Source organism: Streptomyces sp. NPDC107498 (assembly GCF_055582805.1).
This window is the reverse complement of sequence record NZ_JBVJPE010000011.1, coordinates 248,751-263,343: the sequence shown is the minus strand read 5'-3', so window position 1 is coordinate 263,343 and position 14,593 is coordinate 248,751. Positions and strand designations below refer to the sequence as shown.

Here is a 14,593-nt window from a genome sequence, read left to right as displayed (position 1 = left end):
ATGAACGGCTCACGTGCCGAGACCCTGCGCCGCCGGTTCGCCGGCGTCGTCTTCCTGCTCGTCCCCGTCCTGCTCGCCTCGCTGGCGGTCGCCGTCTACGACAAGCGCTTCACCGACTCCGACCCGATCGTCGTCGAGACCGGCAGCGTCGGCAACGAGATGCACCTCGGGGCCGAGGTCAAACTGCGCGGCGTCGTCGTCGGCGAGGTCCGCGCCATCGACGCCATCGACGGCGGGGCCCGGCTCACCCTCGCCATGCGGCCCGGAACCCTGCGCCACGTCCCCTCCGACGTCCGCGCGCAGATGCTGCCCACGACCCTCTTCGGCGAGCGGTTCGTCGCCCTCGTACCGCCCGGAAACCCCTCCACACGGCCCCTCGGGCCCGGAGACGTCATCCCGGAGGACCGGTCGAGCAACGCGGTGGAACTCCAGCAGGTCCTCGACGACGTCCTGCCCCTGCTCACCGCCGTCCAGCCGCAGAAACTGTCGGCCACCCTGTCCGCCGTCTCCCGCGCCCTGGAGGGACGCGGCGACGAGCTCGGCGAGACCCTGACCGAACTCGACGCCCACCTGCGCGAGTTCAACCCCCACCTGCCCGCCCTCACCCGCGACCTGAAAGAACTCGTGAAGGTCAGCCACCTCTACGCGGACGCGGCCCCGGACGTCGTCACTGCGCTCACCGACTTCACCACCACCAGCGGCACCCTCGCAGAGAAGGAGGGCGCATTGGCCGGCACCTTCGGCGCCACCACCCGGACGGCCCAGGACCTGACCGCCTTCCTCCGGCAGAACAAGGACAACATCATCCGGCTCGGCGCCACCGGCAGACCCACCCTGGAACTGCTCGCCGAGTACTCACCGTCCTTCCCCTGCACCCTGCGCACCCTCGCCCAGTTCGTGCCCGCGATGGACAAGGCGCTCGGCAAGGGCACGAAGCAGCCCGGACTGCACGTCGAGGTGACCACCGTCCCCTCCCGCGGCGCCTACGTCCCCGGCCGCGACACGCCCTCGTACGGCTCCGGCGGCGGCCCCCACTGCTACCCCGTGCCCTACCTCGGCGTCCCGGTCGCACCCGCCGCACGGGCGTCCGCCGCGGCCGACCAGCAACTCGGCCCCGCCAACTCGCCGCAGGAGAACGACCTCGTCAACGAACTGCTCGCCCCCGCGGCGAAGAAACGGCCCGGCGACCTGCCGGACTGGAGCAGCCTCCTCGCCGGCCCCGCCTTCCGCGGCGCGGAGGTGACCCTCCGATGACGACGCGACCCAGCCACACGCGACGCCGCGGCCTGACCGGAACCGTACTGAAGTCCCTCGCGTTCGTCCTGGTCACCGCCCTCGCCACCACCGTCCTCGGCTTCAGCATCGCCGACACCGGGGTCGGCTCCGCCACCCGCTCCTACAAGGCGCTGTTCACCGACGTCACCGGCCTCGTCGAGGGCGACTCCGTACGCGTCGCCGGAGTGAAGGTGGGCGAGGTGACCGACGTGCGCGTCGTCGAACGGCGCACCGCCCAGGTCACCTTCACGGTCCGCGAGGACCGCCCCCTGCCCCGGTCGACGACCGCCGCCGTGAAGTACCTCAACATGGTCGGGCAGCGGTACGTCTCCCTCGGCCGGGGCACCGGCGACCTGACCGGCACCCTGGGCGCCGGCGACACCATCCCGCTCGACCGCACCACACCCGCCCTCGACCTGACCCTGCTCTTCAACGGGTTCAAGCCGCTCTTCGAGGGACTCTCGCCCGCGGACGTCAACGACCTCGCCGGCTCCCTCGTCCAGGTCCTCCAGGGCGAGAGCGGAACCGTCGACAGCCTCCTGAGGCACATCGGCTCCCTCACCAGGACCGTCGCCGCCAAGGACGAGGTCATCGGCGAGGTCGTCACCCACCTCGACACCGTCCTGACCACCCTCAACCACCGCGAGGCGGGCTTCAACGACCTCGTCGTCACCCTCCAGAAGCTCGTCACCGGCTTCAACACCGACCGCAAACCCCTCGGCGAGGCGGTCGAGGCCATCGGAGACCTCACCACGACGACCGCCGGCCTCCTCCAGGAGGGGCGCGCGCCCCTCAAGAAGGACATCCGCGAACTGGGCCGGCTCTCGGGCACCCTCGGCGACCACACCCCCGCCATCGAGTCCTTCCTCGCCCACGCCCCCGCCAAGATGTCGGCCCTCGCCCGGCTGTCCTCGTACGGATCGTGGTTCAACCTCTACCTCTGCGAGGCGCGCGTGAGCGGCGTGGGCACCTCCGACGGCTCCAAGCCGCCGACCGGCATCGCCGTGACCGAGACGAGGTGCCGCGGATGAGCCCGCGCCCCCGGCCGAAGCCGGTCAAGGAGCGCAGCCCCGTCGCCGTCGCCGTCGTCGGGCTGCTGGTCCTCGCCCTCGTGGCCGCCCTCGCGTACAACGTGGAGCGCCTCCCCCTCGTCGGCGGCGACACCGCCTACAGCGCCGACTTCACCGAGGCCGCCGGCCTCGACGCCGGCGACGAGGTCCGCATCGCCGGGGTCAAGGTCGGCAAGGTCACCGGGGTCGCCCTCGACGGGCCCAGGGTCAAGGTGACCTTCGAGGTCGGCGACGCCTGGATCGGCGACCGGTCGACCGCCGCCATCGCCATCAAGACCCTGCTCGGCGAGAAGTACCTGGCGATCGACCCGCTGGGCTCCGCACCCCAGGACCCGGGCGCCCGCATCCCGCAGTCCCGCACCACGTCCCCGTACGACGTGACCCAGGCCTTCCAGGACCTCAGCGGCACCGTCGACGCCCTCGACACCGAGAAGCTCGCGGAGAGCTTCCGCACCATCTCCGACACCTTCAAGGACTCCCCGCCGCACGTGCGCAACGCCGCCACCGGCCTCTCCGAGCTGTCGAAGTCCGTCTCCAAGCGCGACACCCAGCTCGCCCGGCTCCTGGAGAACAGCAAGAGGTTCACCAAGACCCTGGAGGACAAGAAGTCCAGCTTCGAGATCCTCCTGGAGGACGGCGGCTCGCTCCTCGGCGAGCTCAGGAAGCGCCGCGAGGCCATCCGCGCCCTGCTCAAGGGGAGCCGGGACCTCGGCACCGAACTCAGCGGCATCGTCGGCGACAACAACCGGCAGCTCGGCCCCACCCTGAAGGCCCTCGGCCGCGTCACCGGCGTCCTGGAGAAGAACAGCAGCCGGCTCGACAAGACGCTCGCGCTCGTCGGCCCCTACTACCGGCTCGTCGGCAACACCCTCGGCAGCGGCCGCTGGTTCGACGCCTACCTGTGCGGCGTGGTGCCCCGCACCTACCTGCCCGAGACCTCGCAGCCCAAGACCGGATGCCTGCCGCCGAAACAGACGGCGACGGCCCAGGGGAGCGGTGAACGATGACCAAGCCCAGGAAGCCCCTCGCCGCCGGGCTCGCCCTCGCGGTGCTCGCGGCCTGCGGCCTCGTCGCCGTCAACGCCCTCGACGACGACGGCATCCGCGTCACCGCCTGGTTCGACCGGGCCGTCGGCATCTACGCCGGATCCGACCTGCGCGTCCTCGGCGTCCGCGTCGGAGAGGTGGAATCCGTGGAGCCGCAGGGCACCCGGGTGCGCGTCGGACTCCGCCTCGACGAAGGCGTCCGCGTCCCCGCCGACGCACGGGCCCTCGTCGTCGCCCCGAGCATCGTCGCCGACCGGTACGTCCAGCTCACCCCCGCCTACGCCACCGGCCCCGCCCTCGCCGACGGCGCCCAGCTGCCCGCCTCCCGCAACCGCACCCCCGTCGAGATCGACCAGCTCTACGACTCGATCACCGCACTGAGCGAGGCCCTCGGCCCCGACGGCGCCAACTCCGCCGGAGCCCTCTCCGAACTCCTGGACACCGGGGCGAAGAACCTCAAGGGCAACGGCACGGCCATCGGCACCTCCATCGAACAGTTCGGCAAGGCCGCCAAGACCCTCGACGGCAGCAGCGAGAACCTGTTCGCCACCCTCGGACAGCTCCAGACCTTCACCACCATGCTCAAGAAGAAGGACGGCGACGTCCGCACCGCCCAGGAACGCCTGGACGAGGTCGTCGGCTACTTCGCCGAGAACAAGGACGACCTCGCCGGCGCCCTCGAGGAACTCGGCAAGGCCCTCGCCCGGGTCAAGGCCTTCGTCAAGGACAACCGCGGCGAGCTGAAGAAGAACATCGACCGGCTCGTGCCCCTCACCCAGACCCTCGTCGACCAGCGCGCCTCCCTCGCGGAGGCGCTCGACGTCGCCCCGCTCGCCGCGGGCAACGTCGTCAACGCGTACGACAAGGACACCCGCACCCTCGACGGCCGCGCCGACCTGAACGAGATCAGCGCGGGCGGCCCCCTGCTCCCGCTGCCGGTGACCGGCGGCTCCTCCTCGACCGGCACCCGAGGGGGGCAGCGATGAACCGGGACGCCCCGCCCTTCCGCAAGGCCCTCGGGGCCGGAGCCGTCGGAGCGGTCGCGATCGGCCTCGGACTCGCCGTCGTCCTCGGCGCGACCCCCGCGAACCCCGTCCGGTTCGACGGCATCGAGGACCTCCCGCTGCCCGGCGGCGCCGACCTCGGCTCCCACCCCTACACGGTCACCGCCGAACTCGACGACGTCCTCAGCCTCGTGCCCCAGTCCGCGGTCAAGGTCAACGACGTCGCCGTCGGCCGCATCACCGCCATCGAGCTGGGCACCGGCGGCTGGACCGCCCGCGTCACCATGAAGATCAACGGCGACGTCCGGCTCCCCGCCGACGCCGGCGCCCGCCTGGAACAGTCCAGCCTCCTGGGCGAGAAGTACGTCCAGCTCGTCGCCCCCCGGAAGGACGGCGGCGGACGCCTCACCGACGGCAGCGTCATCCCGCTCGCGCGCACCAACCGCAACACGGAGGTCGAGGAGGTGTTCGGCGCGCTGTCCCTGCTGCTCAACGGCGGTGGCGTCAACCAGCTCAAGACCATCACCCGGGAACTCGACGCGGCGCTCGGCGGGCGCGAACCCGAGGTCCGCTCCATGCTCGCCCGCGTCGACACCCTGGTCACGAACCTGGACGCGCACCGCGGCGACATCACCCGCGCCCTCGACGGGGTCAACCGGCTCTCCGCCACCCTCGCCGGCCGCAAGAAGGACGTCGACACCGTCCTCACCGGCCTCTCACCCGGCCTGAAGACCCTGGAGAACCAGCGGGGCTCCCTGCTGACCATGCTGCGCGCCCTGGACACCCTGTCCGGAGTCGCCGTCAGCACCGTCGACGCGAGCAGGAAGGACATGGTCGCCGACCTCAAGGCCCTCGCCCCGACCCTGACGGCGCTCGCGGACGCCGGTGCCGACCTGCCCGAATCGCTGCAGGTGCTCCTCACGTATCCCTTCACCGACGAGGTCATGCGCGGCATCAAGGGCGACTACCTCAACACCTATCTGCACCTCGCCGCCGCCCCCGGCACCGAGGTGATCCCGCCCCTCATCCCCAGGACCGAACCCGCCCCGACCCCCTCCCCGTCGAACCCGGAACCGGCCTCGCGCGGCCGGGAGGGAACGAACCGCGCCCCCCGGGACCCGGGATCGACGCTGCCGCTGCCCCCGGTCACCGCGACCACACCCACCACACCCAAGGACGGAGGCGAGAAGCAGTGATCACCCGTGCCGTACGGCTGAAGAACCTCGCGTTCCTCGTCATCGCCGTACTCGTCCTCGGCTTCGTCGGCGTCCGCTACGCCGACCTCGGCCGCTACGCCGGAGTCGCCGACCACTACACCGTCCGCGTCCACCTCGCCCGTACGGGAGGGCTGTTCACCCACTCCGACGTCACCTACCGCGGCGTGTCCGTCGGCCGCGTCGGAGCCATCGACCTCACCGCCGACGGAGTCGTCGCCGAACTGCGCATCAAGAACTCCGCCCCCCTCATCCCCGCCGACGCCCGAGCCGTCGTCGCCGGCCTCTCCGCCGTGGGCGAGCAGTACATCGACCTGCGGCCCGAGAGCGACGGCGCGCCCTTCCTCGCCGACGGCGCCCGCATCGAACAGTCCGACACCGAGGTGCCGGCACCCGTCACCGACGTGCTCGCGAGCATGAACGACCTCACCCGCTCCGTACCCCTGGACTCCCTGCGCACGGTCGTCGACGAACTCGGCAAGGCCTTCGAGGGACACGGCGACGACCTCCAGGTCCTCCTCGACAGCGGCAGCAGGTTCGTCCGGGCCGCCGATCGCTCCCTGCCCGCCACCGCACGGCTCATCGACGACGGCGAGGTCGTGCTGCGCACCCAGGCCGACGAGAGCCGCGCCATCCGGGACTTCGCCACCGGCGCCCGCGACCTCGCCGCCACCCTCAAGGGCTCCGACGCCGACCTGCGCCGCCTCCTCGCCGTCGCACCCGACGCCACCGGCCAGGTCAGCGGCCTCCTGCACGACCTCGACCCCAGCCTCGGCGTCGTCCTCGCCAACCTCCTCACCACCTCGGAGATCGCCGTCACCCGACAGCGCGGCACGGAGGAACTCCTCGTGAAGTTCCCGGCGGCCGTCTCGGCGGGAGCCACCACCGTCGACGGAGGACACGTGAACTTCGGCATGGCCGTCACCTTCTTCACACCGCTGCCCTGCACCGCCGGGTACGGCGGGACGCGCTACCGCAACGGACTCGACCTGGGGACCGCGCCCGCCCTCAACACCGGAGCCTCCTGCACCTCTCCGGCCTCCACCGGGATCAACGTCCGCGGCTCGGCCCACGCCCCCGGGAGCGGCGGCGTGCCGACCCCGGCCCGGCCCGGCTCCCTGCCCTCCGGCAGCGCGCGCACCACGGCCGGCACCCGGCCGAACCTGCCCGGCGCGCTCGCGCTGCCCGGCGGGACCGGCGGCCCGACGGACATGGCCGGCCTCCTCGGCCTCGGTGCGGGGAGCACGCGATGAGGCGCGCCAAGGTCCTGGGCACCGGCGCCCTCGTCGTCGCCCTCGGCTTCTGCGGGACCGGCGCCTGGTCCTACGCCCAGGCCCGCACCGACGAGGGACTCGCCTTCGGGCGGGAACGCGACACCGCGCTCGCCGAGGGGCGGAGCCGGCTCACCGTCCTGAACACGCTCGACGCCTCGACCCGCGAACGCGCCGAAGCGGGCATCCGGGCCTGGCGCGACGCCTCCACCGGACCGCTCCGCACCGAACTGGGCCGCACCCGGCCCGCGGTGGGCGCCTCGGCCCGCGCCACGGTCACCGAGGCCGCGCTCACCGCCCTGGACGCCCGAGCCGGTACGGCGAAACTCATCGCGACCGTACGCGTCGACGTCACCCCGCGCGGAGCTGCCGGCGCGACCACCGACCGCAAGCGCCTGGAGGCCGTCCTGACCCGCACGGGCGAGGACACGTGGAGGGTCGCGGCACTGAGCGCGGTACCCGTCGCGGGAGCGGAGAAGGGCGAGGAGACCGAGAAGGACGAAAAGGTCGAGAAGGACGAGAAGGACGTGGAGGGCGGGGGCGAGTGACGCGACTGCTGCGCAAGGCGAGGGGCGGGGACGCCGGGAGCGACGAGGCCCCGGAGGCGGACGCGAGGCAGGCCGCGGACGAAGGCGTGCGGACGTCCACCGCCGAAGAGGCCGAGGCCGCGGAGCCCGCCACGGATCCGGACGCGAAACGGGCCCCCGAAGCGAGACAGGCCCCCGACGCGACACCGGGCCGGGACGCATCGCAGGGCCCGGAGGCATCGCAGGGCCCGGAGGCATCGCAGGGCGCGGACGCGGACGGGCACGGCACCACGGACGAGTCCGGCGGCCGCCGTTCCTCCGGCACGGGGCCCTCCGGCACGGGGCGGAAGGCCGTCCTGGCCGCCGCCGTCACCGTCCTCCTCCTCGGCGGAGGCGGGCTCCACCACGCCGCCCACCAGCTCCGTTCGACCCCGTCGGCACGCAACCACGCGCTCACCGACGCCGAGACCACCACCCGCGTCGGCGGCGACGTCGCCGAAGGCCTCGCCCGGGTCTTCTCCTACACGCCCGCCGACACCGACGCGGCGGAACGGTCCTCGCGCACCGTGCTGGCCGGGCGCGCCGCCCGCCAGTACGGCGACCTGCTCGCCCAGGTCCGCGCGAACCTGGTCGCACAGCGCATCACCCTCTCGACCCAGGCCGTCCGCACCGGGGTGATCGAACTCGACGGGGACGGCGCGCGCCTCCTCGTCTTCCTCGACCAGACCTCGCGGCGCGACGGGGCCGCCGCCACGACCGCCGCGGCCCAGCTCACCGTCACCGCGAAGTACCGGGGAGACCGGTGGCTGATCGTCGACATCAAGGCCCGCTGACGATGAGCGGGAGACGGGAGAACCCCATGACACGCCAGGTCCGCGCCGCGGCGGGTAACCGGCCGGCCCTGGTCGTGGCCCTCGTGCTCACTCTGGTCGCGGGCGGTTTCGCCGCCTGGGAGGGCCGGAGCTGGTACGCGGCGTCCCACGACGACTCCGCGGCGTACGCCGTGCAGCGCGACCGGGCGCTCGCGGCGGGGGAGCAGGCCGTGCAGAACCTCAACACGCTCGACCACCGGCGCCTGGACCAGGGCCTCGACCTCTGGGAGACCTCGACGACCGGTGAGCTGCACCAGCAACTGGTCGACGGACGCGAGGAGTTCACCAGCCAGGTGAAGGCGGCGAGGACGGTGACCACGGCCCGGGTGCTGTCCGGCGCCGTCACCGAACTCGACGACCGGGCCGGACGGGCCCGGCTGCTCGTCGCGCTGCGCGTCACCGTCACGACGCCCGACGACAAGAGCACGGAGAAGGACAGCCGCATGCTGGGCGAGCTCACCCGCACCGACGGCCGGTGGAAGCTCAGCGGTCTGGGACAGGCCCCCGTGGGCGGCACGGCGACCGGCTGACCGGCCCGTCCCGTACGCGAGAGCCGCCCGCACCCGAAAGGACACGCACGATGCCGACGCCCCGTCACCACCTCAACCGCCAGCGCCGCCGCCAGGCCCTCGCCGAGCAGCCGACCGCCGCCAGGGCCCACGCGCCCGTCGGTCTCCTGCCCGCGCCCGACTCCCGCCCCGACTCCCGCCCCGGCCGACGACCGCCGGTGAAGCCCGTACGAGGAGCGAGCGGGGCACCGGGGGAGGAGGCGGCGACCACCGACCGCCCGGCCGCGGCGAGGGCCGCGAAGGGCGGCGCGCGCGGCCTCGCCCCCCTCGTCGTCCTGTGCGTCCTGACCCTCCTCCTCGGCGGTTTCGCCGGGTGGGCGCACAACAGGGCGGGGGAGCTGCGGGACGACCCCGCGCGCGGCAACACGGCCCTCACCGACCTCGCCCGCACCAGCGAGATCAAGGGGCAGACCGCCGCGGCCGTCGCCGCGCTCTTCTCGTACGACCACGCCGACACGGGCCCCTTCGAACGCGCCGGGAAGACCCTCCTCACGGGCAGGGCCGTGGCCCAGCACCGGACGCTGTTCGGCGGGGTCCTCGCCCAGGCGGCCCGGCAGAAGACGGTCATCACCACGACGGTCACGGACAGCGCGGTCGAGCGGATCGACGGCGACCGCGCCCGGGTCCTGGTCTACGCCGACCAGAGCAGCGTGAGCACGGCCGGCACCGGCCGCGCCGGCGGCGGGAAGCAGCGGTCGAAGGCCCAGGACCAGGGCGTCTACGCGGGCGCCGTGTTCGCCGTGGACGTCGTGCGTCGCGACGGCCGCTGGCTCGTCGAGAACATCGACACCTTCGGTCGCTGAGCCGCCCTCACGGGAGCGCCACCGGCCCGTGGCGGGGAAACCGCCTCCATCCGCCCCGTCCGCCCCCCACGTCCCGGGCGCCCGGCTCACGTCGCGGCGGGCCGCTTCCGCGCGGTCATCAGCTGGGCCTCCGCCCTGCCCAGGAGCATGTCCAGGACGACGGGATAGGCGCTGTGGTTCATCCGGTCCGCCAGCAGGTGCGCGGTGGCGGCGATGTGGGGATGGGTCCCGGCCGGCAGCCGGGCGTAGGTGGAGGTCCACATCTCCTCGTCCGCCTCCCTCACCTCGTCCTTGACGGCCAGCGCGCCCGCGTCCAGGGCGGCGAAGGCCAGGGCCAGGTCGATGAAGGCGTGGTACAGGCCGACGGCGTCCGCGTCGCCGAAGCCCGCGCCGCGCAGGATCCCGAGGATCGTCTCGTCCACCTCGATCTCCCGGGGGCGGCCGGTGACGCGGCTCGCGGTCAGCAACGCGGCCTGGGGGTGGGCGAGGTAGGAGGCGTGGACGGCCAGACCCAGGGCCCGCAGGTCGGCCCGCCACTCCCCGGTGGCCGTCCAGCTGTCCAGGGCCCGCCCCATCAGCTCCTCGCCGATGGCCCGGGTCAGGCCGTCCAGGCCGGCGAAGTACCGGTACACGGTGCTCGGGTCGGCGCCGAGAGCGGCACCGAGCCGGCGCGCGGTCAGCCCGGCGCTCCCGTGCTCGCGCAGCATCCGCAGCGCCGTCTCCACGATCAGCCGCTCCGACAGCACGGTGCCCTGCCGGGTCGGCCTCCGCCTGCGCCGTTCCGCCTCCGGAACCACCTTCTTCGGCATCGCGCCACCGTCTCGTCGTCCCTTATGCCAACGCCGTAGACCTTAACCGCCGGGGTCGTGTTCCATCGAGGCGTCCCCGGGCGTTCGCCGGGACGGACCCGTCGAAAGGGTGTGTGACATGCGTGTACTTCTCGTGGGTGCGGGCGGCGTCGGAACCGCCGTCACCCGCATCGCGGCCCGCCGTGACTTCCTGACCCACATGATCGTCGCCGACTACGACCCGGCCCGCGCGGAGGCCGCCGTCGCCGCGCTCGACGACCCGGCGGGCCGGTTCGGCGCACACCGCCTGGACGCCTCCGACGAGGACGCGGTCCGCCGCCTCCTCGTCGAGGAGGACTGCGACGTGCTGCTGAACGCGACCGACCCCCGGTTCGTGATGCCGCTGTTCCGCGCGGCGCTCGCCGCGGGCGCGCACTACGTCGACATGGCGATGTCGCTGTCCGTGCCGCACCCGACCGCCCCCTACGAACGGTGCGGGGTCAAGCTCGGCGACGAGCAGTTCGCCCTGGCCGGGGAGTGGGAGGAGGCCGGCCGCCTCGCCCTGGTCGGCATGGGCGTGGAGCCGGGCCTGTCGGACGTGTTCGCCCGTTACGCGGCGGACGAACTCTTCGACGAGATCGAGGAGATCGGCGTCCGCGACGGGGCGAACCTCACCGTCGAGGGGTACGACTTCGCCCCCTCCTTCAGCATCTGGACCACCATCGAGGAGTGCCTCAACCCGCCCGTCGTCTACGAGAAGAAGCGCGGCTGGTTCACCACGGCCCCCTTCAGCGAGCCGGAGGTCTTCGACTTCCCCGAGGGCATCGGCCCGGTGGAGTGCGTGAACGTCGAGCACGAGGAGGTCCTCCTCGTGCCCCGCTGGGTGGACGCCCGGCGGGTCACGTTCAAGTACGGCCTCGGCGACGACTTCATCGCCAAGCTCAAGACCCTCCGCGACCTGGGCCTCGACTCCACGGCGGAGGTCACCGTCCCCGGCGCGGACGGACCGGTCCGGGTGTCCCCGCGCGACGTGGTGGCCGCCTGTCTGCCCGACCCGGCCGCACTGGGCGACCGCATGAAGGGCAAGACCTGCGCGGGCACCTGGGTCAAGGGGACGAAGGACGGCGCGGAGCGCGAGGTGTACCTGTACCACGTCGTCGACAACGAGTGGACGATGCGCGAGTACGGTTCCCAGGCCGTGGTCTGGCAGACCGCCCTCAACCCGGTGGTCGCCCTGGAGCTGATCGCCGCCGGCGCCTGGAAGGCGAGCGGTGTCCTCGGCCCCGAGGCGCTGCCGCCCCGACCGTTCCTCGACCTGCTCGGCGCGTACGGATCCCCGTGGGGGCTCCGCGAGGAGCGCTGAGCCGCCGTGGCCCCCGGGGCCCGCCCTCAGGCCGCCGCCAGCCGCCACAGCGGTGCCGCGCGCCGGGCCGGCGAACCCGTGGCCAGTGAAAGGTGCAGGGCGGCGGCCTCGGCCGGGGTGAGGGCGAGCTCTTCGGTGATCCTGCGGGTCGTGACGTAGGCGAGGCCCTCGGCGCGACGGGCGCGCTCGAAGGCGAGGTACCGGCCCAGAACGGCTTCGGGGTCCGCAGGAGGACGTGGGGCGGGCGGGGCCGGGAGGAGGGCGGCGCGCTGCCGTTCCCGGGCTATCTCGGAGAAGCCGCAGACGGCGTGCGACACCTTCTCGGCGGCCTCCAGGCTGGGGCACAGGGCGAGGGCCCGTGCGAGCGGGCTGAGCCGGAGCGCGTCCTCTCCGGCGAGCCGGTGCACGAGGTGCGAGGAGTCGTCCAGGACGACGGGGGCGGGGGCGTCGCGGGTGCCGCAGGCGCCGCGGACGCCACGGGCCGCCGCGACGAGCAGTGCGCCGGCCTCGGAGGGGTGCCAGTCGAACACGGGCATCACGTGCTCGGTGTCCTCGGGCGTGAGGGCGAAGGCCGGGTCACCGAGCCGGGGCGCCAGGAGGGCCCGCGGCACCTCGTTGTCCAGGCCCGGCCCGGCGACGTACACGGTGGTCGAAAGGCCCGTCGCGGCGCAGGCGGCCAGGACCAGCGCGTCGCCGAGCGGGCTGCGCAGCGTCGGTTCGTCACCGCGCGCGACGACGTCGCCGCCCACGTCCACGAGATCGACCCGGTCGGCACCGCACCAGCGGGCCGCCGCCTCGATCTGCCGGGCGAGGCCGATCACCCCGTCGTACGGGTCGAGCAGTCCCAGCGTGGGGCGCAGGCCGCCGGCCAGACGGGGGAGCAGCGAACCGGCCGGGGCCCTGGGCGCGGTCCGCGGGGTGACGAGGGCCAGACGGGGCGCGGGACGGTCCAGCGCGGTGAAGTCCGCGACGCCGCGCGGACCGGGCACGGGGTCGACGACGAGCCGCTCCCACGCGTACGTGAGCACCAGGGCCGGAGTGCGCGGGCCGTGCAGCGCGGCGTGCACCATGGCCGCCGTGATGGCGTCGCCGCCGCCTCCCGCGGCGATGAGAAGTCGCTTCATGGCGGACACCCAACCCCATGCGCGTCCGCTCCGTCAGGCGTATCGGGCGGTCCGGACCGCCCGGCGCCCGCGCCGGAGGCGGCAATTCGGGAGGAAGTGCCCTCTTCGCGAAAAGTGCAGACGAACCTCTAGGTGACGAAACATAACTTTTGTTGATCACACTACAGATATCCACCCCTCGGCCGCTCTAAGGTGCCGAGCTGTCACCCCCCGTGACGACCCCTCAGAAAGCGAGGCACATCGCCCATGGGCAAGTCCGTCATGCTTCCGTCCCCCTCCCTCCCCTCCACGGCACCCACCGAGGCGGAAACCCCCTATCAGCAGTACGTCTACGCCTACCCGCACCAGAAGGCCTACCGCCTCCTGGACGACGGCCCGCTCCTGAGCGACCTGTGGGCCGGCGAACGGCTCGACGCCCTCTCCCTCTACGCCCACGTCCCCTTCTGCGAGATGCGGTGCGGGTTCTGCAACCTCTTCACCCGCACCGGCGCCCCCGAAGAGGTCACCACCGCCTTCCTGAACACCCTCGAACGCCAGGCCCGCGTCACCAGAGAAGCCCTCGACGCCCAGGGCAAGCCGTTACGCTTCACCCTCGCCGCCTTCGGCGGCGGCACCCCCACCTACCTCACGGCCGACGAACTCACCCAGCTCTGCGACATCTCCGAGAACATCATGGGCGCCGACCTGAAGGCCGCGTCCTGGTCGGTCGAGACCTCGCCCGCCACCGCCACCGCCGACCGGCTCGCCGTCCTCGCCGAACGCGGCGCCACCCGACTGAGCATCGGCGTACAGAGCTTCCTCGACGACGAAGTCCGCGCCGCCGTCCGCCCGCAGAAACGCCAGGAAGTCGAATCCGCCCTCGCCCGCCTGCGCGACGCCCGGTTCCCCATCCTGAACATCGACCTCATCTACGGCATCGACGGCCAGACCGAACGCACCTTCCAGGTCTCCCTCGACGCCGCCCTCGCCTGGGAACCCGAGGAGATCTACCTCTACCCCCTCTACGTCCGCCCGCTGACCGGTCTCAGCTCCCGGCACGCCACCAGCCCCGCGGAGTGGGACGACCAGCGACTGCGCCTCTACCGCTTCGGCCGCGACCACCTCCTGTCGGCCGGATACGAGCAGACGTCCATGCGGGTCTTCCGGCGCCTCGGCAGCGCCGCCACCGAGGACACCGAGGGCAACAGCATCAACGAGTACAACCAACAGGCCGGCATGGTCGGCCTCGGCGTCGGTGCCCGCTCCTTCACCACCGATCTGCACTACACCACCGACTACGCCGTCGCCGTCCCCGAGGTGCGCCGCATCATCGACGACTACATCGCGACCCCGGACGAACGCTTCCGCCGCGCCCAGTGGGCCTTCGCCATGAACGACGACGAGCGACGCCGGATGTTCGTCCTCCAGCACCTGCTCGAATCGTCCGGACTCGACGTCACCCGCTACGAACGCCACTTCGGCACCCGCTTCGAGGCCGACTTCGCCCCCCAGCTCGACACCCTCCTGGCCCGCAACTGGGTCCGGGCCGCCGGCACGGTCCTGCTGCTCACCCCGGAGGGCATGGCCCGCGCCGACGCGATCGGCCCGCGGTTCTTCTCCGACCACGTGCGCGCGAACATGAGCAGCTACCAGGACCGTTGAGCGGCTGACGGAGCCGTCGAGCAGTC

At 73.0% G+C, this 14,593-nt stretch carries 14 protein-coding genes; 12 read left to right on the top strand and 2 right to left on the bottom strand.

What is annotated here, in order from left to right; genetic code table 11:
* Genes ACZ66Z_RS21355 through ACZ66Z_RS21310 form a run of 10 tightly spaced genes read left to right on the top strand, consistent with a single transcriptional unit; the run spans position 1 to position 9,651 of the window.
* A complete protein-coding gene (locus ACZ66Z_RS21355) occupies positions 1-1,254 on the top strand; it encodes an MCE family protein (RefSeq protein ID WP_469936150.1) in 1,254 nt (417 codons plus the stop codon).
* The gene (locus ACZ66Z_RS21350) at positions 1,251-2,306 is read left to right on the top strand and encodes an MCE family protein (protein ID WP_469936148.1); all 1,056 of its coding nucleotides are present in this window, start codon (positions 1,251-1,253) and stop codon (positions 2,304-2,306) included. The genes ACZ66Z_RS21355 and ACZ66Z_RS21350 overlap by 4 nt, the downstream gene beginning before the upstream one ends.
* Positions 2,303-3,352, top strand: coding sequence for an MCE family protein (locus ACZ66Z_RS21345; RefSeq protein ID WP_469936146.1), 1,050 nt, complete (start codon positions 2,303-2,305; stop codon positions 3,350-3,352). Before ACZ66Z_RS21350 ends, ACZ66Z_RS21345 begins: the two co-directional genes overlap by 4 nt.
* Positions 3,349-4,377, top strand: a complete 1,029-nt coding sequence (locus tag ACZ66Z_RS21340; protein ID WP_469936144.1) for an MCE family protein — start codon at positions 3,349-3,351, stop codon at positions 4,375-4,377. The genes ACZ66Z_RS21345 and ACZ66Z_RS21340 overlap by 4 nt, the downstream gene beginning before the upstream one ends.
* Positions 4,374-5,591: an MCE family protein gene (locus ACZ66Z_RS21335; RefSeq protein WP_469936142.1), complete on the top strand. Its 1,218-nt coding sequence runs from the start codon at positions 4,374-4,376 to the stop codon at positions 5,589-5,591. Before ACZ66Z_RS21340 ends, ACZ66Z_RS21335 begins: the two co-directional genes overlap by 4 nt.
* Positions 5,588-6,862, top strand: coding sequence for an MCE family protein (locus ACZ66Z_RS21330; RefSeq protein ID WP_469936140.1), 1,275 nt, complete (start codon positions 5,588-5,590; stop codon positions 6,860-6,862). The genes ACZ66Z_RS21335 and ACZ66Z_RS21330 overlap by 4 nt, the downstream gene beginning before the upstream one ends.
* Complete coding sequence (locus ACZ66Z_RS21325; RefSeq protein WP_469936138.1) at positions 6,859-7,428, top strand: hypothetical protein; 570 nt, start codon at positions 6,859-6,861, stop codon at positions 7,426-7,428. The genes ACZ66Z_RS21330 and ACZ66Z_RS21325 overlap by 4 nt, the downstream gene beginning before the upstream one ends.
* Positions 7,425-8,240 carry a hypothetical protein gene (locus ACZ66Z_RS21320; RefSeq protein ID WP_469936136.1) on the top strand — a complete coding sequence of 272 codons (816 nt, stop codon included), beginning with the start codon at positions 7,425-7,427 and terminating at the stop codon, positions 8,238-8,240. The genes ACZ66Z_RS21325 and ACZ66Z_RS21320 overlap by 4 nt, the downstream gene beginning before the upstream one ends.
* Positions 8,241-8,266: 26 nt before the next feature.
* On the top strand, positions 8,267-8,809 hold the full coding sequence (locus tag ACZ66Z_RS21315) for a nuclear transport factor 2 family protein (RefSeq protein WP_469936134.1): 543 nt from the start codon (positions 8,267-8,269) through the stop codon (positions 8,807-8,809).
* Positions 8,810-8,859: 50 nt separating this feature from the next.
* Positions 8,860-9,651, top strand: a complete 792-nt coding sequence (locus ACZ66Z_RS21310) for a hypothetical protein (RefSeq protein ID WP_469936132.1) — start codon at positions 8,860-8,862, stop codon at positions 9,649-9,651.
* 86 nt (positions 9,652-9,737) lie between these two features.
* Here ACZ66Z_RS21310 and ACZ66Z_RS21305 read toward each other — a convergent pair whose 3' ends face one another.
* Positions 9,738-10,460, bottom strand: coding sequence for a TetR/AcrR family transcriptional regulator (locus tag ACZ66Z_RS21305; protein ID WP_469936130.1), 723 nt, complete (start codon positions 10,458-10,460; stop codon positions 9,738-9,740).
* Between the two features lie 118 nt (positions 10,461-10,578).
* On the opposite strand from ACZ66Z_RS21305, the gene ACZ66Z_RS21300 reads away from it, so the two are divergent.
* Positions 10,579-11,802 carry a saccharopine dehydrogenase family protein gene (locus ACZ66Z_RS21300; RefSeq protein ID WP_469936128.1) on the top strand — a complete coding sequence of 408 codons (1,224 nt, stop codon included), beginning with the start codon at positions 10,579-10,581 and terminating at the stop codon, positions 11,800-11,802.
* 26 nt (positions 11,803-11,828) lie between these two features.
* On the opposite strand, the gene ACZ66Z_RS21295 is transcribed toward ACZ66Z_RS21300, so the two are convergent.
* The gene (locus ACZ66Z_RS21295; RefSeq protein ID WP_469936126.1) at positions 11,829-12,926 is read right to left on the bottom strand and encodes a DUF1152 domain-containing protein; all 1,098 of its coding nucleotides are present in this window, start codon (positions 12,924-12,926) and stop codon (positions 11,829-11,831) included.
* Positions 12,927-13,187: 261 nt separating this feature from the next.
* Here ACZ66Z_RS21295 and ACZ66Z_RS21290 point away from each other — a divergent pair, with 261 nt between their 5' ends.
* Positions 13,188-14,567, top strand: coding sequence for an STM4012 family radical SAM protein (locus ACZ66Z_RS21290; RefSeq protein WP_469936255.1), 1,380 nt, complete (start codon positions 13,188-13,190; stop codon positions 14,565-14,567).
* Positions 14,568-14,593: the final 26 nt, after the last annotated feature.